Here is a 25,189-nt window from a genome sequence, read left to right as displayed (position 1 = left end):
CATTTTAGAATTCTTCAAGAAGACCTTTTAAGCCCTTCTTCTTATATATCTCTTTATAATAAGACAGTTCATCTTTGATCTGACTATCAATCTCATTCATTCCAAGTAATTCAACAGGAGCCTTATCGTCAGTCAGGATTTTATTTCCTGCTTCATACATTTTTATCTTTCCGGAAACCATATACATAAGTTCACGGAAGTCATCATCGAAATCACTGTAAGACTCTTCTGCAACACTGTTAACCACACCCGGATTCATTGATGCAAAAAGCACTCTGTTGGTATATCCATCCACATCAACTATGGAAGTATATGGAAATACACTGCTTATGGTGTCGCAAAGATACTGTGAGATACTGTCTTCACGATCGGAATGCATATTAAGATTAACAACCATAACTCCATTTTCATTAAGATGCTTTTTCACAAGTTTGAAAAATTCCACCGAAGACATCTGAAAAGGAATCGTTATATCCTGATATGCATCAACCATGATTACATCATATTTCTTATCAACCGCCTGAAGATAAGCTCGGCCATCATATGTTGTAACCTTCGCCTCTCTAGGTTCATCAAAATATTTTCTGGCGAGATATGTTATATCTTCATCAATCTCTACGCCTTCAACATTTATATTATTGTAATACTTCAGAACCTCTCTCGCATATGTTCCCGTACCCATTCCGAGGATCAGAAGTTCTCCTCCTTTATCACGGTCAATTCCTGCCATAAGAGGCGCCGCCATAGCATAATCATAATACATTCCGGAAAGGCTTCCATCCTTTATAGTGATGGACTGAACGCCGAAAAGAACATTTGTTGAAAGGATTATACTTCTATCATCTTCTTTAACCTGAAGATAGTTATAAATAGATTCACCCTCGAATCTAAGTCCTGTGTCCCAAAATGCGAAGCTGTCACTGTTTCCAAAAATAATACATACGATAAATAAAATGATTGATGCAGCAACTGCCACATATTTTCTCTTGGCATTTATAAAATATACAACGCCGAGTATAAGTATTATTCCTGAGAAAATAAGAAATGTCATGCTGGTTCCGACAGCCGGAATAGTTACGAATGTAGGAAGAAATGTTCCGATGATGCTTCCGATTGTATTTGCTGCACCGAGGTTTCCCACAACTCTTCCGTTTTTCTCAAGATTATCAACTGTATATTTCACAAGAGAAGGAGTTACTGTTCCAAGCAAGAAAAGTGGAAATACAAAGATCAGCATACATGATGTAAAAGCGGCTATTATAAGGAAATTATTGTTTACCGCAACGATCATCAGTCCCGAAACCATAAGTATTATATATTTACCAAGAACAGGTATTGCTGCGATCCATACAGCTGCTATGATCAGTCTTTTATATAACTTATCAGGATTCGGATCCTTATCCGCGCTTCGTCCGCCGTAAATATTTCCGAGAGCCATCGCTATCATGATAGTTCCGATAATGATGGTCCATACGATCTGTGAAGAAGAAAAATAAGGTGCGAGAAGTCTGCTGGCACCGAGTTCAACGGCCATAACAGCCATACCCGCAAAAAATTCCGTCATGTATAAATATAATCTGTTTTGTAATAGTTTTTCTTTCACTTTGTAATCCCTCTACTATATATATAGTTGTAAAAACACCCATATATTATAATACTTTTATCGCTTCAAGTACAGATTATTATACCTTTTACATCTATACCCGTAATATAAAAAAAACAATTACAAATTGTAAGAGTTTTAAGGATATGTTATACTTTCTCAAGTTTAAAATCTTATTATCGGAGAGCTAATAATGATGATCAGCCTTGCACCAATGGAAGGAATAACAACATATATTTACAGAAATGCTATTAATAAGTATTTCGGCGGCATAGACAAGTTCTACACACCATTTCTTACCGCCAGTCATCTTAAGGGACGTGAGCTTCGAGATGTGAATCCTGACAATAATGATCCGGAAAATCTTATCCCTCAGCTACTGGTAAATGATTCGGATCTTTTTATAACCATAACCAAGCAGCTTCAGAATCTTGGATATGATGAAGTTAATCTAAATCTTGGTTGTCCTTCAGGTACGGTTACATCTAAAGGACGCGGTTCAGGTTTTCTTGATAAAACAAATGAATTAAAAAAATTCCTGGATGATATTTTTGACAGAACACCAATATCAATATCCATCAAGACCAGAATAGGTTTTGAATTCATCAATGAATGGGAAGATATTGCTGAGATTTACAAGAATTATCCAATCAAAGAACTTATCATTCATCCAAGAGTCGGTAAAGAATTATATAAAGGTACCGCTCACAGAGATATTTATGAGCAAATGATATCTTATCTGAAAGGTTATATGCCTGATACTCTTTTCACATACAACGGAGACATCACTACCATCGATGACCCGTATTATAAAAAAGATTCTATCATGATCGGCCGAGGTCTTATCAACGACCCTTCTCTTGCATATAAGATTAAAACAGGAAATGATTCCTTCCCGGATTTCAAAAAATCATTTATCCTCTTCCATGATGAGCTTCTGAATAATTATGTAACAGAAATGAATTATGAAGATCAGGTTGTGAAGAAAATGAAAGAACTTTGGGTTTATTTTAGCAAGGGGCTTAATATCGATAAGAAACTCACAAAGGAAATACTGAAGAGTAATTCTTTAGTAAGCTATAAAAACACATTCAACATCGTTAAACAGTATATATAAGATAACGCAAAAAAACTCTAAAGATTTTTCTTTAGAGTTTTTTCTATTCAATATTAATTTACCGACATGATATTTTAGTAACCTTCTGCTCTTCTGATTTTTCTGATCTCGATACGCTTCAAGGCCCCATCATATTCTGCTTTCTCAACTTCTGTAACAGGCTCTATACCATAAGGAACAGGAATAGGTTTTCCTTTTTCATCTATACAAACTTCAGTGAAATAAGCTCTGTTGATCATAAATCTATGACCGGTTTCTCTTTCCTCAAAGAAAACATCAACCCTGACTTCCATAGAAGTTCTTCCTACATATGTAATACGAGCAATGATAACAACAACGTCATTAATGAAAGCACCCTTCTTGAACTTAAGATTATCCACAGCAACCGTTGTTACCTGACATCCGGAATGTCTCAAAGCAGCAATCCCTGCAACTTCATCCATCCATTCCATAAGTCTTCCGCCGAATAGTCTTCCGTTGCCATTAATATCTTCATACTGGACACATTTCATCCATTCTGACTGCGAATCAGCAACTTTTTTTAAACCTTTCTCATATTCCATAGTATTGCTCCTTACAAACCTATTTTTGAGCACAAAAAAAGCGCGAGACGGGAATCGAACCCGCGACCCCCTCCTTGGCAAGGAGGTGCTCCACCGCTGAGCCACTCGCGCATTTCGTTGCTGTATTGTTCCTGCAACATGTGATACTATATCATAGTAGTTACGGGCTGTCAACCGGTATAAAAAACTTTTTTTGCATTTTTTTAAGTACAATCTTATTATCTGTATTTTATATCGATTTATTCATATAAAAAAGATAATAAACCCATACAAATCTTCCTATTGATTGAAGAATAATATCTCACCGGTAAATATATTTGTTATAATTCCGTCTTCAGCTTTAACATTGAGAGAACCATCCATACAGATCTCTTCCACAGTCCCGACCAAAGTATCTTCATTTCTTTCATACTTTATCTTTCTTCCAACAACATTATTATGATCAATATATTCTTTCATAAAGCTTTCACTGTCAAATTCACCGTAAAGCTTTATAAGTTCATCTGTAACACCTGCGATAAGTTCATTTCTTGATACCTTATCTATGCCAAGTGAATCCGCCTTTTTCTTAAGCTCATCAGGGAAATCCTTAGTCTTAACATTTATTCCGATACCAACAACGACTTTCTCAGCCATTCCAGTCTCGAGATCCGTCACGGCCTCAGTCAAAATTCCGCAAACCTTCTTCTCACCAAGATAAATATCATTTACCCATTTTATGGAAGGTCTATTATCAGAAAACTTCTCAATGGTCCTGGCAACAGCCACTGCGGCTGCCATAGTTATAAGCATCGGAGCCTTAACACCACCCGGAACTTTATAAATCAGTGACATATAAATACCTGTGTCACCCGGCGAATAAAATGCACGTCCCATCCTACCTCTTCCTGCTGTCTGCTCATTTGCAACAAGAAGCATACGATCGATATCTTCGGAAATAATAAGCCTTTTGGCCTCATTATTGGTAGAATCTATCTGATTGTATTTTCTGATCTTAAGTTCCTTATTATCCTCATTTAGATAATGTCTTATTCCCTGCTCGGAAATAACATCTGTATTGTCATCGATATAATAACCGCTGTTTCGACCGGAAATAATATTATAACCAGACTCTTTCAGACTGTTGATAGCCTTCCAAACCGCATTTCTTGATACATTATATGTATCCGCTATCTCCTGGCCCGACACAGGCTTTCCTCTATTCTCTTCAAGTATTCTTATAATGTCATCTTTAAGCATTTTCCAAAAATCTCTTCAATTCTTCCATCTTATTCTGAGCATCGAATCTACCAAGCTTATAAATTCTCTTTATTTTTTCGATTTTCTTCTCAGTACGCTTAACTTTAAGATCTCTGCTTGGCTGAATAATAAATGCATCCCCTGCCTCTTCCATCTCTGCACAAAGTTTAAGAGAAGCATTGTAATTCTCTGCTCTATTTTCAGCTGTTTCGATATATCTTGGATACTCTTTATAAAAAGCTTTCATAAGGCCATTTGTCTTACTGTTCTTCTTAACATATCCCTTCGGTCTTGTAAGAACAACAATATTCTTTTTGAAGCCTTTATCCATCATGAATTTAAGAGGAATACTATCAGCATTCCCACCATCCTGAAGTTTAAGTCCTCTATACTCAACTATCTCTGAAACCAGAGGAAGTGATGCAGATGCTCTGACAGCATCAATATCATCTGTAGCAAGATCGTAGATTCTTACATACTCAGCCTTACCATTTTCAAGGTTGGTACATCCGGCATAAACCTCTACTTCTTTTGCATTTTCTCTGAACTTGTCATAATCAAACTTATTCAGCTTTTCAGGAATTTCATGATAACAAAATTCCGTCTCACAGATATTTCCTGTTTTGAAATATGATTTGGCACTCATAAATCTCGGATTACTGCGATATTTAATAATATATCTTATATTTCTTCCGTACTGCTCCGATATATAACTTATACCGTGAAGTATTCCGGCAGAAACTCCCACGAGTCCATCAACCTTAATACCATTTTCAAGAAATTCGTCCAAAACTCCGGCAGTATAAACGCCTCTCATTCCGCCGCCTTCAAGAACAAGCCCCAATCTTTTATCATTCATCATATAGCTGTCTCTTCCTTTATCGTTCTTAATACTATATGTGTCTCTGTCGAAGCAACACCTTCAAAACTCTTTATTACTTTATATACATTATCAAGACCTTCAGTACTGTCAGTTACTATCTTAAGAACAAAATCAAATTCTCCCGTCTGATAATAGCAATCCTCAATACTTCCGTTCTCTTTTACCAGCTGAACAAATCCGTCATAATAATCAGGATGCTTGAGTGAAACATCCATAAGTGCAACCATGGTATTACCCATAAGATTCTGATCTATCTCGATGGTATAACCCTTTATCACACCGGTATTTTCCATCTTCTTGATTCTCTCAATAACAGCAGATACAGAAAGCCCGATATCTTCACTTATTGAAGATGCAGTAAGTCTTGCATTCTCTTTGAGGCATTTCAATATCTTAATATCCATATTGTCCATCTGATCTAATTTCCTCCGTTTTTACGTTTTTCAATTATCTTTTCCAATGAATTGTCGACATCATCATCTGTTTTTGTAATCTTCTTGAACCAGTCTTCCTCTTTATTGGAATTCAACATTTTACCAAAGTTATTGTTATCTTTTTTATCATTATTTGTTGTACCGTTCAATTTCTTATATATCTCATCGAGGTCTTTATCACTTGACTTTATTACTGCATCGCTGTTCTTATTATCAGCTGAGTTTGCCGACTCATTTTCCGAATCCTCATCAACTGATTTTGTTGATTCATCACTCCCGGTATTATCATCTGATTTTACCGCCTCGTCGCCACCTGTCTTATCAGTTGATTTTGCTGATTTATCGGTATCTGTCTTATCAGCCGATTTTGCTGATTCATCACCGGCATCTTTATAATTTGAAACTTTTGAATCATCTTCAGCTGATTTATCTTTCTTCTTCAGTGGCATATTATCGGAATCATCCAGCTCATTTACAGAATTTCCGTAAACAGCCTGATCGATAACCGCATAATAATTATAATCAACTATAGACTGCGCAAGATTAAATTTATTGCTTACAACCTGCTTGATGCTCTCAACATAATCATCGCTAACTTCAGCAACAGTTATTTTCATAACCTCTCCCGTGTTAGCATCATACATAACGCTGTCAGTTATAAAACTTCTGTCATTAAACATAACAAGTGCAGGGCTGTCTGATAAAATATCCTGCCCTACTATCATTCTTGAATCATACGGAAGTCCCATAAGATTTGAAACAGTAGGAAGTATATCAAGTGACGAACAATATTTATTTACCACAACCTGCTCTTTCATAGATGCAGACCAAATGATAAGTGTATTCTTGTACCACTCAAATGTATCTCCGAGCGTACTTCCAGCAAGTTCATCTACTACATTCTTATTATCATAAGGAACATGATCGGCAACAAGAACAATAAGTGTATTATCAGCTATACCCTCATTTTCAAGCTTCTGCACCAAAGTTTTCATAGCAAGTTCAAGCTCGTACTGACATGCTATATATGCCTTGGTCTCATCGCTGTACTGAAGATTCTCAACTATATCTCTATGCTTGTCAGCCATTGCGTTTCCGCCGAAATTATACATTACATGTCCACTGACAGTAAGATAATATGTATGGAAAGGCTCACGCCCTGAATATTCATCAAATGTATCATTTATAAGTTTCACATCCGACTGAGGCCAAAGCTCTGTTCCATCTTCGTATTTCTCAGCTTCAAGACCGTTTCCCACACCCTTCCATGTGTATCCCATATTCGGGTGAGAGATATTTCTGTCATAATATGTATAATCATTATCATGATATCCTCTTACGGCGTAGCCCTTCTTTAAGAGCTGCTGTGCAGGAGTAAATAACATATCATTTCCATTTTCACCGCACTTATTCATACTGAGGTATCCGCCGTTATTCGGCATAAGTCCGGTAAGATTCGCAAATTCTCCACCAATTGTTGAACCATACCAAAGCGGGGTATAAAAATTCTTAAAATAAAATCCGCTATGAGCCATCTGGTAAAGTGTCGGTGTTCTTTGCTGATCAATGAGATAACCATCAAATCCTTCTGCTACAACAAAAATAAGATTATACCCTTCAAACATTCCGGTATATTCATTCTTATTTGTAGGTGTAACATTCTTTACATAGTTATGTATTGCCTTGATATTCTCATCTTTTTCTTCAGCTATAAGTTTATCAAAATCAATATCAAGAACATTTGGAGAACGATCCACCACCTTCTCCTTAACAAGAGCCTCTGTAGTTACCTCCTCTGTTGAACTATTCTTATTATCATTTTCTACTATTTCTGTTGTTGCTTTTTCAGTCTTATCTTCTGTAGATATAACTGTTTCCACATCTTGTCCGTTTCCACTTGAAAGTGAAGTGAGTTCATTTTCAAAACTTACCTCACCATTCTTATTATGATGAGTAAATTCAACAAATAAAGTCTCAACAACTCCCAGCTTCCTTACAGACATATCAACCGACTGATAGTTCTGTATAAGCTTATACGGACTGTAAATATCATTACTTGAAATTCTTAATACAAAAATAATTGCTATATAAAATACAGCCGCGGAACCAAGATTTACAACATAACCGAGAGCTCTGTGTCTTTTAAATTCCGAATGTTTCCAAATAACGAAAATATAAACCAATACAGGAATAATAAATAAGAGAAGTTTCCACCAGTCATGCTTTATCTCTTTTAAGATAACATCGGTAAAATCCATAGCCTGATTAGTGAAACCTATCGAACCCGTAACCGAAAGATGCGTCGCAAACACACCATAATAAACGATATGCGCACAATAAAAAACTGTTATAAGAACCGTAATGGCAAGACCTGTTATCTTACCTGTGAGTTTTCCTATGGTGCTCACAGCTGTTCCTATAACAAAACCAAAAAAGACTCCAAATGCCATTTTGAGGAAGAGGTTCTCACCGTATTTCCCCGTAATGAGCATATGAAACATAACTTCAAAATATATAAAAAGTACAGCAAAGTAGCATTCAAGCGACCTTGCTGTCTTTAAAAAACTCCTACTTAACGGACTTCCAGACAAATTGTATATTATTCTGGACATCAATAATACTCCTTAAAAAAGAATGTTTCTTCTGTTATGAAGAAGCTTTGCTCCTGTAACTATATTAAGGACACCAAAGACAATGCCTGCAACAATAAGAAGTATCCCTGTTACAATATTTCTTGAACCCGATCTTTTAAGTACCTTGTATACTCTCTCCATAAAAATCTCCTTATTACTTAACACCGTATTCTGCATAATAAGCATCAATACGAGCCTTTAATTCATCGTCGATAACCTTCTTCTCAACAAGATAGTCAACTATCTCATCCATAGAAACAATCGCATTTGTCTCAAATCCATAAAGATCCTTTATCTCTTCAAGAGCATTCTTATCTCCCTTACCTCTTTCACATCTGTTGAGTGAAACCATAAGGCCTAAGATCTTTACATCTCCCTGAGCCTTAACGATTGGAATAGTTTCTTCCATTGATTTACCTGATGTTGTAACATCTTCAACAACAACTATTCTGTCTCCATCCTTAATAGGACTTCCAAGAAGGATTCCAACATCGCCATGGTCCTTAGCCTCCTTACGATTTGAGCAATATCTTACTTCTTTACCGTAAAGCTTGCTATATGCAATAGTAGTTGCAACACTTATAGGAATTCCCTTATAAGCAGGTCCAAAGATAACATCAAAATCATCTCCATATGCTTCATGTATGGCCTTAGCGTAAAATTCGCCAAGTTTCATAAGCTGTGTACCCGTAATATATAATCCTGCATTCATGAAAAACGGGGATTTACGACCACTTTTAAGAGTAAAATCACCAAACTTAAGAACATTACTGTCCAACATAAAATCAACAAATTCCTGCTTATATGCTTCCATAGATCACATCTCCTATAAAATAATCAAACAATGTCTAGTTTACCATAAATATTTCGATATATCAACAAATTATAGTTATTATTATCTTAATATTATGATTTTGCCGTGAATAATCTTCCTTTCTATCGGCCGATTATCTCGCTAAGTATCTCAAATGCTGCCTCATCTTTGCTCATAAGAGGAAGTTCTCTCATCACAGGTTTATCACTGCCTTCCACCTTCTTGATAAGAGTGATGATATTGGTATCAACCTTATAACCTGCTCCCGGAACAGTTAGACTGTTTGCGCAGATCATATCAGCATTTTTCTTTTCAAGTTTAGCTGATGAATTCTCAAGAAGATTCTCTGTTTCCATAGAAAATCCGCAAATGAACTGACCATCTTTCTTATTCTCACCAAGAGTCTTAAGGATATCATGAGTTCTCTTAAGAGGAATGCTCATGCCACCTTCTTTTTTCTTGATTTTATTCTCTGCAACTGTTTCCGGCGTATAATCAGCAACTGCTGCCGCCATTATTATAATATCCTGGTCTCCAGCCCTTTTTGTTATCTCTTCATACATATCATTCGCAGTTGTAATATTCACTCTCTCAACATTTAATGGTGTTTCTAGATTTACGGGTCCTGAAACAAGAGTAACCTTTGCTCCACGTTTTGCAGCAACTCTTGCCAGGGCATAACCCATTTTTCCTGAAGAATGATTTGTGATGATACGAACAGGATCAAGCGGTTCCTCAGTAGGTCCTGCAGAAACCATAACCTTCTTTCCTTCCATATCATGATCAAATTCAACTGCATTTAAAATATGTTCCACCAGAACTTCTTCCTTCGGAAGCTTACCCTTACCTTCATATCCGCAGGCAAGATTTCCGAATTCGGAATCAATCACCTTGTAACCTCTTTTACGAAGAATCTCAATATTCTCCTGAGTCACAGAATTATCTAACATATATCCGTTCATTGATGGGCAGATAAGCATTGGGCATCTGGCAGGAAGCACAGTTGTTGTGAGCATATCATCTGCAATTCCATGAGCCAGTTTTGCTATAATATTTGCAGTAGCCGGTGCGATCAAAAAACAATCAGCTGATTGTCCCAGTGAAATATGCGGAACATTTACTGCATCATCCGGTTCTTCATCGAAAGTATCTATATATACTTTATTCTTTGTAAGAACTTCAAATGTCTTAGGTGTAATGAAATTGCATGCATTTTTAGTCATGATAACATGAACATCAGCCCCAAGTTTATAGAGCATACTTGCGACATTTGTCATTTTATATGCTGCAATCCCTCCGGAAATACCGAGAATAATCTTCTTACCTTTAATCATATCTTATCTCCCCAATCAAATACTGCTTACTGATCTTCTATCATTTCATCTGTGAGAAGCCCATGCTTTTCATATCTTGTAACACGAACTATCTTATTGTCATCATCTACAAATACAACCTTAGGCGGATTCTCTTTAAATTCTTCCGGATCCATGATCGCATAACACATAATGATAACCTTATCACCTGCAGATACACATCTTGCTGCCGCACCGTTAAGACAGATCATTCCACTGCCTCTTTCGCCGGCTATAACATAAGTCTCAAGTCTGTTGCCATTATCTACATCAACAACCTGAACTTTCTCATATTCAACGATTCCGGCTGATTCCATAAGCTCCTCATCGATGGTTATACTTCCGACATAGTTAAGTTCTGCCTGAACCACCGTCGCTCTATGAATTTTACCTTTCAAAACATTAAGAAGCATATATTTACCTCACATTCATGATAAAGTTGTCTATAAGTCTAACTTTATTATTGATCTTTACAGCGATAGCACAAAGGATTTCTCCCTGAATCTTGTCAACAGCTTCCATAGTCTCATTATTTACTATCTCTACATAATCAATCTCTGCCATTGGCTCTGAATTGATAAGCTCGATCATTTTCTCTGTTACTTTCTTAGGATCTTTCTCGCCGTCATTGATGATCTTCTTACCAAGAAGGAGTGAACGGCTTAAGATAAGTGCCGCCTTATGCTCTTTCTCGTCCATGTATGTATTTCTTGAGCTCATGGCAAGTCCGTCTTCCTCACGTACTATAGGGCAACCGATAACCTCAACATTCATATTAAGGTCCTTAACCATTCTCTTAATAACAGCGAGCTGCTGAGCATCCTTCTGTCCAAAATATGCACGATCAGGCTGAACGATATTGAAGAATTTATTTACAACTGTACAAACTCCTCTGAAATGAATTGGTCTTGAAAGACCGCAAAGATGATTTGTAAGACCATTCATATCAACGTATGATACAAATCCTTCTTCATACATTTCTTCAGGATCAGGTGCAAATACGAGACGAGCTCCTGTTTCCTCACAAAGCTTTAAATCCTTCTCAAGATCTCTTGGATAGCTTTCAAGGTCTTCTGTAGGACCGAACTGCATTGGATTTACAAATATAGTAACAACTGTTCTGTTGTTCTCTTCAACAGACTTCTTTATAAGTGACTGATGTCCCTCGTGAAGATATCCCATTGTTGTAACAAGACCAACTGTCTTGCCCTGCTTTCTCCATGCTGCAACGTGTGCTCTTACCTCTGCAATAGTTTTAACTACGTACATATCATTTTTCCTTTCACTAAACATATTTTATCTGAAAATTTATCTGATTATTTACTTAATCATTTATCCAATTATTTGATCATTCATCTGTTCATTGAGTCATTTTTATTTGACTTCTTGTATCTAATTAATTAATCATCAAGCTGGCTGAGTACTTCATCTGAAATAGCATATCCATGCTCTTCTGCAGGATAAGTACCGGCCTTAACTTCCGAATCATATTCCTTAAATGCCTGAACCATGATTTCTCTTACATTTGCAAAGTTCTTAACGAATTTTGGTCTGTAATCACTGAACATGGCAAGCATGTCCGCATATACTAAAATCTGTCCGTCACATCCGGCACCGGCACCGATACCGATTGTAGGAATTGAAAGTTCCTTAGTAACTTTCTCTGCAAGCTTCGATGGTACGCATTCAAGTGTAACAGCAAATGCTCCGGCTGCTTCTACAGCTTTTGCATCACGAATAAGTTTCTTTGCTGTTGCTGAATCCTTACCCTGAACCTTATATCCACCAAACTCATTTACATGCTGAGGTGTAAGTCCGATATGAGCCATAACAGGAATTCCTGCCTTTGTAATAGCCTTTATCACATCAGCCACTTCTTCGCCACCTTCAAGTTTAACTGCATTTGCACGACCTTCCTTCATAAGACGGCCTGCATTTACGACTGCATCATATACACTTGTTTGATATGACATAAATGGCATATCGATAACTACAAGTGCATTTTTAGCTCCTCTTGCTACTGCAGCTCCGTGATGTATCATATCTTCCATTGTAACCGATACTGTATCTTCATAACCAAGCATAACATTGCCAAGAGAATCCCCAACAAGTATACCATTTATTCCGCCTTCATCAAGCAGCTTAGCTGTTGAATAATCATATCCTGTAAGCATAGATATCTTCTCACCCTTCTGCTTCATTTCCTTAAATGTAACAACTGTATTCTTCATAATGTTACTCCTTTCCACCCCCTAAGAGTGTCTCCATTTCATTATAGTCCCTATCAGAATGCTTCCTTTTCGCCAGTTTCAAAACAGCCTTGGAAGCCGCTATATATACCTCTTTTTCGTCTTCGGAAAGAACATCAAGATGTTTTCTGACTGTACCTGTATCATTTCTCTCAATAGGTCCTGTCAGCTGAAGCATAGGCCCTTTATCAGCAATACCTGACGCATTATCAAGAAATAGTCCCTTTAGTGCATCCTTTGCATCATCCTGAGAAAAGCCACAGCTTACAAGTATATCCTCCGCTTTTCCGAAAAGCCCACAAACCAAATTGCTTGCAAATACAGCTGCTGAGTGATATCTCACTTTATTTTCACTCGATATCTTCGCAGTCTTATTACCTAAGCTTCGAAAAAGATTCAGCAGAAAATCTATCTTATCTTCATTTCCTTCAATTGTAATAAATGCATTTTGAACATTTTTATATGCTGTAAATCTGTCATTGACGGCATATATTGGATGGATTGAATAACCATAGAATCCGTACGTCCCTGAATCAGTGAATACTGATGACGAGAGTGCTCCGCTACTGTGAGCAATAATCTTCCCGGCAAGGATCTTCTTGTCTAACGATCCATAAACCATAGGAATAGAATTGTCGCTGACTGTGATAAAGATCATATCGCTTTCATTTATAAGGTCATTAACATCTTCATAGTACAAAGTATCAGTAAACTCCGCCGCTTCCTTCGCATGTTCGCTCGTTCGGTTGTAATATCCCGAAACAGGAATACCGTTCTCTCTGAAATACTTACCGAGAGTACATCCGACTTTTCCGGCGCCAATAAATCCAATCCTCATACCATCACCACCTTTCATTTTTGCTTTGGTCTATAAAACTAAAGTTAAATGAAAGCATGCCTTAATATGTCAGCTATTAAATATAACGGGTACAGCTTCTTTCGAATACCATCCTTTTCGTGTACAATATATTATATTTTATACTACATGTAAATATATTAAATTGTATAAAATTACGTACATAATCAAACTTAAATTTAAGACTAAGAAGTGTATTTGATCTGTTTAAACTCAGGAAATATTTATATATCCTTAATCCATCCTAATTCAACACCTCTGTCGAGATTTTTATCTATCCACGCATAAACTTCCGGCATAAACTCTTTAACTATACCGGCCCTTGCTTCAACCTGGGACCTTACAGCTCCGTTATTCTGCCATGTATGCCCCTCTGTAAGTGTATTGTGAAGAAGGGGCTGAATTCGGTCAAGGCATGCTGCATATTTTGCATCTACCGTTTCCATCCCATCGAACTCCTCCCAAAGAGCTTTTAGTTCACTACCCTGTTCAGGAGGCAGCTGAGAATAAAGTTTGTCTGCAGCCGCAGCTTCTCTTTCCGCTTTGGATTCATTTCCTTTAACATCATATGCGAAAGTGTCTCCGGCATAAATCTCTATAAGATCATGAACCACAAGCATTTTTATAGCTCGTTCAACATTCGGCTCCTCTACGCAGTATTCCTTAAAAAGAAGTGCCATTACCGCAACATGCCATGAATGTTCTGCATCATTTTCTCTTCTTTCTCCCGAAACAAGAAGTGTTCTTCTGTAAACATTCGTCATCTTATCTATTTCAGCCGAAAATTTAAGCTGCTGATCCAGTCTCATATTACCTGAACTAAGGAAATTTTCTAACCCCATTTCACTTTCCTCCTATTAGTTGAATACTGTTGATTATATTTTAATAAACATAAAAAAAGAAATGGTATTACTGCAGAAGCTGCCTTATTTCGTCGATGATTGTTATATCTGCAGGAAGCCATTCCACGCAGTCAAGTTCATCCACAGTAAGCCACTTTGCGGCCTCATGTTCCTTTAAAACGATATCGCCTTCTACTATGCTTGCAACAAAGCAATCCATGGATAAATGGAATTCCGGATAATCATATTCGATAGTGTCAAAATAGTTTTCGACCTTTATCTCTGTTTCCAGTTCTTCCTTTATCTCTCTAACTATCGCTTCTTCAGGAGTTTCACCATCTTCAATCTTACCGCCCGGAAATTCCCAACCATCTTTAAATTCGCCATAACCTCTCTGGGTTGCAAATACCATTTTCTTTTTATCTGAATTTTCGGAAATAATGATAGCAGCAACTACGCGGATGCATTTTCTGATCTCGCCATTTTCACTTATCACTACTTTCTTTCCTTCACTTATTCCATATTTTGCTAAAAATGCTTCCGATACTTCAACTCTTTTTCCTCCGAAAGCATTGTCGTTACTTACTACTGCAACATCTTTATGATCTCTACCGGATTTTATAGATATCGGCTCAAGAAAAAGAAGAGCCATAGGCTCATCTCTTCCCGTATCCTCGCATCCATAATCAGCCTCTGTAATTCTCTTAACTAAATAAATGCACATTCTTCCCACTCTTTCTCCTTAAATCCTGTAAGCACTTTGTCTTTTGTAACAAGAAGTGGTCTTTTAACGAGCATTCCGTCTGAAGCAAGGAGTTTAAACTGCTCATCCTCACTCATATCAGGTAACTTTTTCGAAAGTTCAAGCTCTCTATAAATCATACCGCTTGTATTGAAGAACCTCTTCAGTGGAAGTCCGCTCTTCTTATGAAGCGATCTAAGCGTCTTTTCATCCGGATTATCTTCCTTAAGATCGATCAACTGATACTTAACTCCTTTATCATCTAACCATTTCAAAGCCTTCTTGCAAGTTGTACATTTTGAATAGCAATATACTTTTACCAATGTTGTCTTACCTCCGATTATTTTTAATCTTTCTCATTTTATCACTAATATTAAGTCTTAAATCATTTGTATTCTTTATTATGTCATCTTTCTATTCTTTTTTTCCTTTTTGATTCTTGATATTTAAGAAGCAAATCCACTCCGGTTTTTCTGTAAATAAGTCCGTTGACCAAGGCAAATATAATAAATAAAATCAGAGCACTCCAAACAATCCCAAATATAAGCAAGATTATATTTCCTGTATCCTCATATCCAACAATGTATTTTTCTTCCGGATTCTTAGGATTATACCTTATACGGACCCTCTGACCTTCACTTATCTTTTTAGATAATTTTATATTTTCAACAACCTCTTTCCCATTGACTACATATGTACATTTTGCCTTATAATTGCGTTGAATATACCAAAATCTACTTGCTCTTTTCATACTCTTTGACTTGGTAACTTTCCCAACAACTCCTACAGTTTCCTCGGTACAGGATTTCATCGATGAATCAATTGAGAAATACGCAAATATTAATGCTACACCAAAAGCAAGAAATGGCAAACATGCAATAATTCCAATGACATATCCCTTTATGGATTTTTTTGAAGAATCGACTTCATTTCGATTTTGATTATTTACAACCTGTTTATTTCGATTTTTTTTCTTTCTTTTCTTATTATTTCTGTTATTTTTGCCCATTTTTTTATCTCTTTATAAATATTATTTTGTAAAAGAGCCATATGCTCCAATAGCTTCATCAATTGTCATTTTACCTGTTCCAACATTATATACTGCCATTCTTAACTGTAAGATAGCATCATCCGTAAGCCCAATCTCTTCAGGAGAAAGAATCTTTGATTCCGGAACATTACCAAAAGCAGCATACATACTGTTAAATGACAGATCCTTTGTCGGTGACATAAGCCCCTTATTCTGCGCCATTTCACTTAGTTCTTTGGAAGTGATCAGAAAACGCATAAATTCATTTGCCATATTCAGATTCGCACTGTCTTTATTGACAGAAAACTGCAGATTCGACATATCCAGGAATATTGCACCCTCATCAGATATAGGAATCGGAACAAATGTATATGTAAAAGGCTTAGCTATAAATGCTTCCGAACGACTTTCCCTTTTCTTCGTACCGGACACAGTATCTCCGGAGCAAGTCATCATCGGTATATCACCTTCAAAAAAGCGAAGTATTACTGCCTCATAATTGTCTTCAATCTTATCACAAGCATTAAGATTTATACAACCTTCTTGCATAAACTTAGTTATCCTTTCAAGTGAAGGGCGCATATATTCTCCGGCAGAAGTATTGAGAGAATTCAGTTTTTTGACAGCCTCAGCGTCCTTTGCCACTGTTTCACAGAAATATGGATAGATGGTCAAAGTAAAAAGCGAAGTTTTCTCATCTTTTGAGAATCCCATAATCGGATTTTCATAACCTTTTTCACGAAATGAATTGCACACATCAACAAGCTCCTTATATGTTGTAGGTACACTAAGACCTTCCTTTTCAAAAATAGACTGATTCACAAATTCTTTGCTCACCTTCAAGATGATTTTCCGTTACCTGTTCCATGGTGACTGTAGTATTTTCAAAGTTTTCAATCTGTCTAAGGTAAAATTCTTTATTCTCATATCTTGAATAAAAAACAACGAAAATCAATATGAACGCTATAATGATTACATTTACTATACTGATTAAAGTTTTTTTCAACCTGATCACCCTTTTTTAATGGACTATCCGTCAATAAGTTTCTCAAGTACCTCAGTGAATTTTGCCTGATACTCTTTTTTCTCCTTATTAAAAGCCTCCGGGTTCGGTTATTCCCCATATATAAAATATACCATAAAAAGGTGGTATCTGAATAGCAAAAAAAGGTATCATCAGCACACTAATGACACCTTTTTCTATTCATTTATTTACCAATTTCATTTAATGAACATCTAATTCTTTGAAATCAATCACGCAACCATAATCCATGTTAACATCTTCACCCCAGCCATCCATAAGCTGCCCCTTCAGGAAGTCGTAAAGCACAGGTTTAACCTCTTCTTCTCTATCCCCAAAGAAACCGGTAGTGATCTCAACCACGCCATCCGCAGGAATACTCATTTTCATAGAAACTATAGCATCTGCAGGTTTAAAATATGATTCTAAATTGCTACTATTAAAGTCACTTATGATATCTTCAGCATCTACAGCCATTTCTGAGGATTCATTTCCATCTTCATCAAGCACAGTATACGCAAATCTGTATGTTAAATACTTTACATCATCCGGTTCACACTGAACATTTGGATTCTTATCCTTGATCAGCTCAAAAAGTGTATCCATTTCATTAGTCCAATCATCCGAACTCCAAGTCATTTTTGAATCAGACAATATATACTTATTTCCGTCAACAGCAACAGCTTCAACAATATAACTTCGCTCAACAGGTTTATTCTCATCGGACTTATTATATCCATATATCCTTTGTATTTCGTTATACTTAAGCGCCACCTGACCATAATGTTTTTTAGCATCACTGATTATACCGAGCACCATATTCTCCGTTACATAAATCCTCAGATCACTTAACCATACCGAACCATCTTTACATGCTTCAGCATCTATTTCTTTAGCAGTTATATTACCGAGAGATGTGACTTTACGCGATGTTCTGAGTTCATAGAAGCTTGGAAGGAATAATAAAATCAGAAATATAGGCACAATAATAATTCCGACCATGCCGGCACTATTTTTATACAAATTCCAAAAATTGATCTTCATACATTCAATGACCACATCACCAAGCACGTCATCCATAGTTTTACTAGTCATGTTTTGACCTGTAAGACTGCTAACTTTAGATGCAATATCTTTTCTTGTATCAGAATCAACTATAAAATGAGTCATTCCACAAACATGATAAGAACCTGTCTCATCAACAGCTGATTTTATCTTTTCGTATTCTTTACCACCGAGTTCAGCTATACGATATTCATTTCCATCGGTTATAAGATAGTAATCATCCTTCTTGTAGGAACTCAAAAAAACCGGTGATTCTGTTATATCAAAATATGCTGCGTTTCCGGCATGATTTCCCGAATCCTGTAAAACCGTATCAATATGTTGCACATTATTCAACCTCTTGCTTGTTGATATAAGTCCAATAATCATAAGCAAAAGTCCCAGCCCTATAACCACTGATCCTATTACAAAGACAGTATACATTACACTATAGTACCATCTTATATTCTTATTCTTGTATCTCATGATGAAAAACCCTTTCTGTAAACAGCCTTTTAAAGCATATATATCTGATTGTTTTCTGAGTTGTGTATTTTTGTCTGTTCTTTTATCTTACTGATTTTTTGTCTGATCCATTTTCTGCTTGATCCATTTTCTTTCATGATACTTTCTATATATCAACAGAATTTGCATCTATAACTGATTTTATATAGCCGGCAGTTTTTTCTTTTATTCCCACCTTCTCAGCAAAAGAACCAAATTTATCTACTGCAGTTTTAACTTCGCTGATCATATCCTTGCAGCGTCGTTCCTTTATTCCCATTCTGCTTCCTGCTTCAATAAGGTCACTCAGTCCTATTTCTGTTTGCTTACCGTTTACCGTCATCTGGTGAGCTCTCAACCATTTGTTATCAGGGTTGTATGAAAATGTAATATCATACGCAGGCGATAATTGCCACTTTCCGCTTTTATCCATAACAAAAGATATATTTTTCACATGATCATCCTGATTTACTGCAAGACAGTTAAATACCATTCTACGGTAAAACTGTTCTATCTCTTTATGGTATAATCCGAGTTCTTTCATGTAAGCTGAAGCAAGTTCATATCCGCAAGCTCCCGGCTCCTGGTAGCTTATATGCGCCAATGCTCCAAGAGATTGCATATGTAATTTTTTACCATTCTCCCTGTCAAAACGTTTGGTCATAAAATGATGATCCCCATCAGACTCATAAATCCTGCATGGATTCATCACAACTCCTGCACTTACCGCCATGAGATAATATGCATACTCGATCAATGTATATTCCGGTTTATCTTCAAGTCCATGATCTCCGTTTTTTGAAACATGATCAAACTTTATGATCCAATAATCATATCCCGGTCCTAACTTGATCTGTCCGGATCTTATTTCATTTGTCTCTTCATTCCATGCTATAAGCGCTTTCGCCCTGGCACCGCCGGCAGAACTTCCAACCTGTACCAATTGCGAGTATGCCAGTTTATCATTTGCATTTAAGACTACACTTTCTCTCCCGGCCAAAATATCCGATGCAAACCTTACCATTTCACGCACATTTATATCGTCATCAACGTCCCCGATATCCACACTTGCAGGGACATATTCCAATGCGCCCATTCCTCTTTTCCCTGTATAGCACAGTCTATCGATTGCAGTGAAATCGGACAGAGACTTACCTTGATTTGAAAGCCAACGCTCTATAACAGCATTACCAAATCTGTCCGGTAATGAATCTGCTACAAGTCCGGGCATCCCGTAAAAAGGCTCTCCGACAAGAGACGGAAATTCATAGATATTCCTTCCGAGAGGCATTCTGATTGGAGACAGCTCAATCCCACTGTTCACAAAACCATTATCATATTCAAATGCTGCATAGGGCGAACCGGGTTCCTGATGGATAATACCTATTCTTGTTCCCCAAAGAAACACTTCTGCTGTATGATTCATTCTTCATCTCCCCATTTAAATGCTTTTTTCTCAGTCTTTTTCTTAACACGTTTAGTGATCTTCTCAGTCTTTTCCAAGTAAAAACTTGGTCTTTTCGCCTGATCGGGAACCAGCAATTCTATGTTATCTCCCAAATCCAAAGCAATAAGGATCAAAAACAGATTATTTAACTGTACTGATTCTCCCTGCTCCAGTCGGGATATGCTCCTTTTGGAGATTCCGGTTTTATCTGCGAGCTCCTGTTGTGACATTTCTCGCATAATTCTATATTGTTTTATCCTTCTGCCCAGTTCATTAATATATTCCTGACAGTTTTTTTGTTTGTTCATACTAAAACTCCATTTATTTTATTAATGTCAATATATGTTTATAAGCAGTCATTTTTTTCTATTTAAAGTATTTTTATAACTTTAAATAGTCATTATTGTCTATATAGTGTCTTTATATTATCATAAATAGTCATTTTTGTCTATATGAACAAACATTTTCCTGTCATCAATCATATTTTACTAATTTACACTAAGTCTTTCCGAATCTTACTCCATTCTAAGTCTATCAACCACGCTTCTTCTACTGAGTCTTTTATATGCCGCTGCCGGAATTATGAGAATGATAACTAATATCACCGGAAGGCATAATGCAAGTGAAGTAAGACTGAATCTCCATGAAAACATTGGAAGATTATTAACAAATGACTTCACTGCAGTTACATTTATAATGCTTGATAATACCACCGAAAGTATAGAGGTATATGTAAAATATCTGAATCCATCTTTTAAAAGACTTCTCTTCTGCTGCTTCTCTGTCATTCCAACTGCTTCAAGTACAGCAAGTTCACGACTTCTTGAAATAATTGATGCGATCATAGTATTACCAAAGTTCATAACACCGATAAGTCCAAGGATTACTGCCACGAATAATCCTGCTATAGCAAAGAGTTCTCCAAATGCTCTATTATCCTCTATAACACTCTTCTTAGATGTATAACTAAGATTAGAATCTGCTGTATAACCTTTTATCCATTCCTCGAAACCTTCCTCGCAGCCATCATTTACATCAATAAGAGTACGCATTGGATTTACTTCACCATAAATAGAAAGATATTCATCTTCAGGAAGTATAAAATTACATTCAATAGGACCGTATACCGGATATTCAATTACCATCGGAATATCAACTGATGCATAAACTGTATATTCTCTTCCTCCTATCTCAACCTTGTCTCCCGGATTTACAACATTAAGGAATCCGTCATTTGAATACTGCCATCTTTCAGCAAGAACATAATTACCAGAATTAAACTTCTCCCAGTCAACACTTGTAGCCCCATCCATTGTCTGCACGTCATACAGCTTTTCAACTGTCATCTTGCTCATGCCGTAAGTATTGCCCTCCATGGCGCGTTTATTGTGAAGGTCTTTAAGATAACTTTTTACTGTGTATCCATCACCTGCATAGAATGATTCAATCTGCATCTTTACTACTTCATCCGAGAAGAAATACTTTTCAATCTCATTCCACACTTCCGGTGAAAATGTATAGCTTTCATGATTAAGATATAAATTGCCGATACTTTCAACACCCTGCTGTTTACTGAGTTCGTCAAAGAATACACTGTCAACAGCATTTACATTCTTCTCATTCTGCCCTGCATTATCGAGAAGCTCGTCCTGAACACAAAAATCACAGACTATATATTCTTCAGCGTAAGAATCAGTACTGAAGCTGCTCATTAAAGTATACGCACTATTAAGTATTACAAGAGAAAATGAAAGAGAAAGAACAACCAAGATCACTTTCTTCTTAGGTTTTCCGTTCTTTTTAAGATTACCGTTGTAACGAGAGGCTTCAACCGGCGATATCTTTGATGCCTTTCTTCGTGGCTTTCCTCCACTTATAGCAACTGTTATATATGAGAAAAAAGCGGTGAAAAGGATTATCCATATACTCATATGAACCTGACCTTTATTTGCACCTACAGTATTGATAAATCTTCCTATCATCGGAAGCATCCATCCACCGATACCGCAACCTATGGCAAGACCAATAGGGATAGCTATAAGACATATACGTCTTGTTCTGTATTTCACTATTCTTCGTATCTGTTTACCTGAAGTTCCGATAGTCTTAAGAAGTCCGTATTCCTTCATTTCAGATACAATATTGATATCGAAAATATTATTGATGATTAAATAACCGGATACCATGAATATAACTAATGCTGCTACACAGATCAGAGCAGCTGACGGATCCATGTAATCATACTGTCCCATTGATGACTGTCTGAACTCGCTTAACAGACTTCCGACTATTGTAAAAAGAGATGAGAATAATACCGTAGTCAGAATGATTGAAAAAATCATCACTGAGTATTTTCCTTTGTTTGTCCTTATTGGGCCTGAGGCCAATTTCTTAACTGCTTTTTTTCTTGTGTTTGACATTTTAAAAACCCTACCTTTTGCATTTCATTTTACAAAAGATAGGGTATCATATGATTCTTACCACATTATTTCTGAATTCTTTCAATTCTGAAATAATGTCCACTATAATCGTACTTGCTTATCCTAGGATTAACCGCTGCACATTTTGCAGTAGGTCTTATGTATGGTCTTCTATGATAAAATTTTAAAATATCAAGGAGGCTCTCTTTAATGTCAAAAATTATACTGCATGAAATTTCCGTTATGCTTAAATCCGTATGATTCGTATAACTTTACTCCCATATCTGAAGCTGTAATATAGATTGTTCCGCAACCATATTCTTTTGCTTCTTTTACTACTCTATCAAGTAACTGTGTAGCTATTCCCATCCTCCTGTAGTTAGGATTGGTATACATGCTGGACAGGATTCCAAGTTTTCCTGAAGGGCATGAAAAATATGGTGGTTTTTCAGCAAATGACATTCCACTTGTTCCGATAATCTTATCACCGTCAAATGCAAGCCAAGAAACATAAGTGCCTGCAGCCAGATTTCTTTTATAAAAATCCATCAGTGATGCTTCGAGATCCACATCTTCCGGTACAGTTCTGCCCTCTGATGTATATTCTTCCGTCAGCTGGTCGATTCTCATTTTTATGATTCTGCTCAATTCATTTTCCGATAATTTTTTATAAACAATTTCCATATATTCTACCCTCCATCCACCTCCGAATAATTTTGCGTATTTATAATCAATTGTTTATTACTTCTATTTTCTGTGAAATTTATCTTTATTCTTTATAATGCAAAATATATTAATAAACTGACCGACAACTATAAATGCAAGTTGAATATATGTTTTCACTTCCAGTATATCTGCCATATCTAAGAACATTAATCCAAGTCCTATCAAACATAAAACAACTGATATTATCCATAAAACGATATCACTCTTTGGTAAGTCATCATAACCTTTTACTTTAGTCATTTTCTTAACCTCCACCTTCGTATTTCTTTAATCGATTACTTTGATGATTGAATAATACACTAAAATTCGGATATATATATCAAATCTGTCGTAAATAGAATAAAAGATGTCGCAAATGGTAATCACATTATATTTTCAATATATCATAACCCCATTATTCTGAAATATTTTATTCTTTCATCCTTTGAATGTATTAAACCAAGCTCTTTCTTCAAATTCTTTTTTCTTCGGGTTTGAAGGCTCATTTTCAGCCACTCCCACTGGCAATATGCTTATAACTTCATAATCATCCGGCACCGAGAGAATCTTCGCTATTTTGTCACATATTCTGTCTTCATCTGTAATATGACCTTCATACCAGCAGCTTTGATATCCAAGTTCCACGATTGTCAGTAACATGTTCTCGATTGCAGCAGAGTAATCCTGAACAGAAAAACACCTGTCTCTATATGCATTTATTCTTTGAGTTAATACCACAATTATCGCAGGGGCCGTTTCACATACCGGAGGATCAATAACCCCGATAATCTTCTTTAATATATCCGGATCATCCACTGCAATAAAACTGGTTGTTTGTTTATTACATCCCGATGGAGCTGCTATCCCTGCTTCCATTATCTTCACTAAATCATCTTTTGAAACTGGTTTAGCCAAATATCTTCCTCTATAGCTATGTCTTTTATAAATTGCCTCTATTACATTCACTTACGTGATCCTCCATTTACTTCCAGTATATTTAAAGATCCTAAATCCATAAAAAGTATATTCAGTCGCCAACAAAAACCGCTTCCAATTTTAAAATATATCATAAACCATTTATTCTGAATAGATGAAAAAAGACGTTACAAGTATCTACTTGTAACGCCCTACCACTGTATTTATATTACATTTATTTGAGCTACTACTTCTTTCGTCTTTTCATTTTTATCTTTCTAATTCAGTAATCTCGACATATTCCTTAGGATTAAAATTTGTTTGCATAGTCCATGTTGTTCCAATACAATCTGTAACTCGAAATACGGTAAGCAAATTATCTATTCCCATATCTTTCCAGGCCTGAAGGAATTTACGAGTTGGATGAGCGAAAATCTCCTCTCTGAGCTTCGGATCATCATCTACATGCGCGACACCAGTCACTCGTAACTGAGTATCAGGACTATTAAAACATATCTCAACATTTGGATTCTTCATCAGCTGCTTATACAAATCTTTTGTATTCGCGGTATGAAATATGATTCCTTTTTCATCCGCTTTAAAAAGCAAAATCGCCCTAACTCTTGGCTTATCTCCCTCAACAGTTGCAAGCTGCATTACCGGATTTGCATTCATAAAAGCAATCATTTCTTCTTTTGTCATAATAGATTCCTCCCTTTTTAGTTTTTGTATATTATAACGAAATAGTTTACTTTTGGCTTTAGGAATCCTGCATA

The 25,189-nt window shown here is 36.3% G+C and carries 27 protein-coding genes and 1 tRNA gene; 1 reads left to right on the top strand and 27 read right to left on the bottom strand.

Going from position 1 to position 25,189, the window contains the following annotated elements:
• Nucleotides 1–4: 4 nt before the first annotated feature.
• Nucleotides 5–1,603: a spermidine synthase gene (locus tag B5D25_RS09475; protein WP_341465079.1), complete on the bottom strand. Its 1,599-nt coding sequence runs from the start codon at nt 1,601–1,603 to the stop codon at nt 5–7.
• 193 nt (nt 1,604–1,796) lie between these two features.
• On the opposite strand from B5D25_RS09475, the gene B5D25_RS09470 reads away from it, so the two are divergent.
• The gene (locus tag B5D25_RS09470) at nt 1,797–2,720 is read left to right on the top strand and encodes a tRNA-dihydrouridine synthase family protein (RefSeq protein WP_078787725.1); all 924 of its coding nucleotides are present in this window, start codon (nt 1,797–1,799) and stop codon (nt 2,718–2,720) included.
• A gap of 74 nt (nt 2,721–2,794) precedes the next feature.
• Here B5D25_RS09470 and B5D25_RS09465 read toward each other — a convergent pair whose 3' ends face one another.
• From B5D25_RS09465 to B5D25_RS09345, 26 genes are all read right to left on the bottom strand, one after another.
• Nucleotides 2,795–3,283, bottom strand: coding sequence for an acyl-CoA thioesterase (locus B5D25_RS09465; protein ID WP_078787724.1), 489 nt, complete (start codon nt 3,281–3,283; stop codon nt 2,795–2,797).
• 39 nt (nt 3,284–3,322) lie between these two features.
• Nucleotides 3,323–3,394, bottom strand: a tRNA-Gly gene (locus B5D25_RS09460).
• A 168-nt stretch (nt 3,395–3,562) separates the two neighbouring features.
• A complete protein-coding gene (locus B5D25_RS09455; protein ID WP_078787723.1) occupies nt 3,563–4,522 on the bottom strand; it encodes a biotin--[acetyl-CoA-carboxylase] ligase in 960 nt (319 codons plus the stop codon).
• On the bottom strand, nt 4,515–5,384 hold the full coding sequence (locus B5D25_RS09450; RefSeq protein ID WP_242870227.1) for a patatin-like phospholipase family protein: 870 nt from the start codon (nt 5,382–5,384) through the stop codon (nt 4,515–4,517). The genes B5D25_RS09455 and B5D25_RS09450 overlap by 8 nt, the downstream gene beginning before the upstream one ends.
• A complete protein-coding gene (locus tag B5D25_RS09445) occupies nt 5,381–5,809 on the bottom strand; it encodes an Lrp/AsnC family transcriptional regulator (protein WP_353736472.1) in 429 nt (142 codons plus the stop codon). The genes B5D25_RS09450 and B5D25_RS09445 overlap by 4 nt, the downstream gene beginning before the upstream one ends.
• A 14-nt stretch (nt 5,810–5,823) precedes the next feature.
• Nucleotides 5,824–8,451 (bottom strand): LTA synthase family protein, encoded by a 2,628-nt coding sequence (locus B5D25_RS09440; RefSeq protein ID WP_078787721.1) that lies wholly within the window; start codon nt 8,449–8,451, stop codon nt 5,824–5,826.
• Nucleotides 8,452–8,463: 12 nt separating this feature from the next.
• Complete coding sequence (locus B5D25_RS13035; protein WP_176755108.1) at nt 8,464–8,613, bottom strand: hypothetical protein; 150 nt, start codon at nt 8,611–8,613, stop codon at nt 8,464–8,466.
• Nucleotides 8,614–8,626: 13 nt separating this feature from the next.
• Nucleotides 8,627–9,286, bottom strand: coding sequence for an orotate phosphoribosyltransferase (gene pyrE, locus B5D25_RS09435; RefSeq protein WP_078787720.1), 660 nt, complete (start codon nt 9,284–9,286; stop codon nt 8,627–8,629).
• 122 nt (nt 9,287–9,408) lie between these two features.
• Nucleotides 9,409–10,620 (bottom strand): bifunctional phosphopantothenoylcysteine decarboxylase/phosphopantothenate--cysteine ligase CoaBC, encoded by a 1,212-nt coding sequence (gene coaBC / locus B5D25_RS09430; RefSeq protein ID WP_078787719.1) that lies wholly within the window; start codon nt 10,618–10,620, stop codon nt 9,409–9,411.
• Between the two features lie 26 nt (nt 10,621–10,646).
• Nucleotides 10,647–11,051 (bottom strand): aspartate 1-decarboxylase, encoded by a 405-nt coding sequence (panD, locus tag B5D25_RS09425; RefSeq protein ID WP_078787718.1) that lies wholly within the window; start codon nt 11,049–11,051, stop codon nt 10,647–10,649.
• A 4-nt stretch (nt 11,052–11,055) separates the two neighbouring features.
• The gene (gene panC, locus B5D25_RS09420) at nt 11,056–11,907 is read right to left on the bottom strand and encodes a pantoate--beta-alanine ligase (RefSeq protein WP_078787717.1); all 852 of its coding nucleotides are present in this window, start codon (nt 11,905–11,907) and stop codon (nt 11,056–11,058) included.
• A gap of 131 nt (nt 11,908–12,038) precedes the next feature.
• Nucleotides 12,039–12,869 carry a 3-methyl-2-oxobutanoate hydroxymethyltransferase gene (gene panB, locus B5D25_RS09415; RefSeq protein WP_078787716.1) on the bottom strand — a complete coding sequence of 277 codons (831 nt, stop codon included), beginning with the start codon at nt 12,867–12,869 and terminating at the stop codon, nt 12,039–12,041.
• Nucleotides 12,870–12,873: 4 nt separating this feature from the next.
• Complete coding sequence (locus B5D25_RS09410; RefSeq protein ID WP_078787715.1) at nt 12,874–13,725, bottom strand: Rossmann-like and DUF2520 domain-containing protein; 852 nt, start codon at nt 13,723–13,725, stop codon at nt 12,874–12,876.
• A 242-nt stretch (nt 13,726–13,967) separates the two neighbouring features.
• The gene (locus B5D25_RS09405) at nt 13,968–14,585 is read right to left on the bottom strand and encodes an HD domain-containing protein (RefSeq protein ID WP_078787714.1); all 618 of its coding nucleotides are present in this window, start codon (nt 14,583–14,585) and stop codon (nt 13,968–13,970) included.
• Between the two features lie 67 nt (nt 14,586–14,652).
• The gene (locus B5D25_RS13125; RefSeq protein ID WP_276708446.1) at nt 14,653–15,060 is read right to left on the bottom strand and encodes a (deoxy)nucleoside triphosphate pyrophosphohydrolase; all 408 of its coding nucleotides are present in this window, start codon (nt 15,058–15,060) and stop codon (nt 14,653–14,655) included.
• A gap of 233 nt (nt 15,061–15,293) precedes the next feature.
• Nucleotides 15,294–15,650 (bottom strand): arsenate reductase family protein, encoded by a 357-nt coding sequence (locus B5D25_RS09395; RefSeq protein WP_078787713.1) that lies wholly within the window; start codon nt 15,648–15,650, stop codon nt 15,294–15,296.
• A gap of 83 nt (nt 15,651–15,733) precedes the next feature.
• A complete protein-coding gene (locus B5D25_RS09390; protein ID WP_078787712.1) occupies nt 15,734–16,336 on the bottom strand; it encodes a DUF3592 domain-containing protein in 603 nt (200 codons plus the stop codon).
• Nucleotides 16,337–16,357: 21 nt separating this feature from the next.
• Nucleotides 16,358–17,179 carry an extracellular solute-binding protein gene (locus B5D25_RS09385; protein WP_159444140.1) on the bottom strand — a complete coding sequence of 274 codons (822 nt, stop codon included), beginning with the start codon at nt 17,177–17,179 and terminating at the stop codon, nt 16,358–16,360.
• Between the two features lie 403 nt (nt 17,180–17,582).
• Nucleotides 17,583–18,908 carry a hypothetical protein gene (locus B5D25_RS09380; protein WP_078787710.1) on the bottom strand — a complete coding sequence of 442 codons (1,326 nt, stop codon included), beginning with the start codon at nt 18,906–18,908 and terminating at the stop codon, nt 17,583–17,585.
• 145 nt (nt 18,909–19,053) lie between these two features.
• Complete coding sequence (locus B5D25_RS09375) at nt 19,054–20,352, bottom strand: type II toxin-antitoxin system HipA family toxin (RefSeq protein WP_078787709.1); 1,299 nt, start codon at nt 20,350–20,352, stop codon at nt 19,054–19,056.
• Nucleotides 20,349–20,681 (bottom strand): helix-turn-helix domain-containing protein, encoded by a 333-nt coding sequence (locus B5D25_RS09370; protein ID WP_078787708.1) that lies wholly within the window; start codon nt 20,679–20,681, stop codon nt 20,349–20,351. Before B5D25_RS09370 ends, B5D25_RS09375 begins: the two co-directional genes overlap by 4 nt.
• A gap of 207 nt (nt 20,682–20,888) precedes the next feature.
• Nucleotides 20,889–22,715 (bottom strand): ABC transporter permease, encoded by a 1,827-nt coding sequence (locus tag B5D25_RS09365; RefSeq protein ID WP_242870233.1) that lies wholly within the window; start codon nt 22,713–22,715, stop codon nt 20,889–20,891.
• Nucleotides 22,716–23,006: 291 nt separating this feature from the next.
• Entirely contained in the window at nt 23,007–23,477 is a 471-nt protein-coding gene (locus B5D25_RS09360) for a GNAT family N-acetyltransferase (RefSeq protein WP_078787706.1), read from the bottom strand.
• Nucleotides 23,478–23,540: 63 nt separating this feature from the next.
• Nucleotides 23,541–23,759, bottom strand: coding sequence for a hypothetical protein (locus B5D25_RS09355; RefSeq protein ID WP_078787705.1), 219 nt, complete (start codon nt 23,757–23,759; stop codon nt 23,541–23,543).
• Between the two features lie 177 nt (nt 23,760–23,936).
• Complete coding sequence (locus B5D25_RS09350) at nt 23,937–24,464, bottom strand: nitroreductase family protein (RefSeq protein WP_078787704.1); 528 nt, start codon at nt 24,462–24,464, stop codon at nt 23,937–23,939.
• 219 nt (nt 24,465–24,683) lie between these two features.
• Nucleotides 24,684–25,115, bottom strand: a complete 432-nt coding sequence (locus B5D25_RS09345; RefSeq protein WP_027440122.1) for a pyridoxamine 5'-phosphate oxidase family protein — start codon at nt 25,113–25,115, stop codon at nt 24,684–24,686.
• Between the last annotated feature and the right edge of the window lie 74 nt (nt 25,116–25,189).

It is taken from the genome of Eubacterium ruminantium (genome assembly GCF_900167085.1).
Classification (GTDB): domain Bacteria; phylum Bacillota; class Clostridia; order Lachnospirales; family Lachnospiraceae; genus Eubacterium_Q; species Eubacterium_Q ruminantium.
Note: the sequence above shows the minus strand (reverse complement) of the source record. Positions and strands in the feature narration are given on the sequence as shown.

Bases quoted from the DNA above. Each gene is read 5' to 3' on its own strand.
- B5D25_RS09470 (WP_078787725.1), top strand. From the start codon at position 1,797: ATGATGATCAGCCTTGCACCAATGGAAGGAATAACAACATATATTTAC.
- B5D25_RS09465 (WP_078787724.1), bottom strand. From the start codon at position 3,283: ATGGAATATGAGAAAGGTTTAAAAAAAGTTGCTGATTCGCAGTCAGAA.
- B5D25_RS09455 (WP_078787723.1), bottom strand. From the start codon at position 4,522: ATGCTTAAAGATGACATTATAAGAATACTTGAAGAGAATAGAGGAAAG.
- B5D25_RS09450 (WP_242870227.1), bottom strand. From the start codon at position 5,384: ATGATGAATGATAAAAGATTGGGGCTTGTTCTTGAAGGCGGCGGAATG.
- B5D25_RS09445 (WP_353736472.1), bottom strand. From the start codon at position 5,809: ATGGATATTAAGATATTGAAATGCCTCAAAGAGAATGCAAGACTTACT.
- B5D25_RS09440 (WP_078787721.1), bottom strand. From the start codon at position 8,451: ATGTCCAGAATAATATACAATTTGTCTGGAAGTCCGTTAAGTAGGAGT.
- B5D25_RS13035 (WP_176755108.1), bottom strand. From the start codon at position 8,613: ATGGAGAGAGTATACAAGGTACTTAAAAGATCGGGTTCAAGAAATATT.
- pyrE (WP_078787720.1), bottom strand. From the start codon at position 9,286: ATGGAAGCATATAAGCAGGAATTTGTTGATTTTATGTTGGACAGTAAT.
- coaBC (WP_078787719.1), bottom strand. From the start codon at position 10,620: ATGATTAAAGGTAAGAAGATTATTCTCGGTATTTCCGGAGGGATTGCA.
- panD (WP_078787718.1), bottom strand. From the start codon at position 11,051: ATGCTTCTTAATGTTTTGAAAGGTAAAATTCATAGAGCGACGGTGGTT.
- panC (WP_078787717.1), bottom strand. From the start codon at position 11,907: ATGTACGTAGTTAAAACTATTGCAGAGGTAAGAGCACACGTTGCAGCA.
- panB (WP_078787716.1), bottom strand. From the start codon at position 12,869: ATGAAGAATACAGTTGTTACATTTAAGGAAATGAAGCAGAAGGGTGAG.
- B5D25_RS09410 (WP_078787715.1), bottom strand. From the start codon at position 13,725: ATGAGGATTGGATTTATTGGCGCCGGAAAAGTCGGATGTACTCTCGGT.
- B5D25_RS09405 (WP_078787714.1), bottom strand. From the start codon at position 14,585: ATGGGGTTAGAAAATTTCCTTAGTTCAGGTAATATGAGACTGGATCAG.
- B5D25_RS09390 (WP_078787712.1), bottom strand. From the start codon at position 16,336: ATGGGCAAAAATAACAGAAATAATAAGAAAAGAAAGAAAAAAAATCGA.
- B5D25_RS09380 (WP_078787710.1), bottom strand. From the start codon at position 18,908: ATGAGATACAAGAATAAGAATATAAGATGGTACTATAGTGTAATGTAT.
- B5D25_RS09375 (WP_078787709.1), bottom strand. From the start codon at position 20,352: ATGAATCATACAGCAGAAGTGTTTCTTTGGGGAACAAGAATAGGTATT.
- B5D25_RS09370 (WP_078787708.1), bottom strand. From the start codon at position 20,681: ATGAACAAACAAAAAAACTGTCAGGAATATATTAATGAACTGGGCAGA.
- B5D25_RS09365 (WP_242870233.1), bottom strand. From the start codon at position 22,715: ATGATTTTTTCAATCATTCTGACTACGGTATTATTCTCATCTCTTTTT.
- B5D25_RS09360 (WP_078787706.1), bottom strand. From the start codon at position 23,477: ATGGAAATTGTTTATAAAAAATTATCGGAAAATGAATTGAGCAGAATC.
- B5D25_RS09355 (WP_078787705.1), bottom strand. From the start codon at position 23,759: ATGACTAAAGTAAAAGGTTATGATGACTTACCAAAGAGTGATATCGTT.
- B5D25_RS09345 (WP_027440122.1), bottom strand. From the start codon at position 25,115: ATGACAAAAGAAGAAATGATTGCTTTTATGAATGCAAATCCGGTAATG.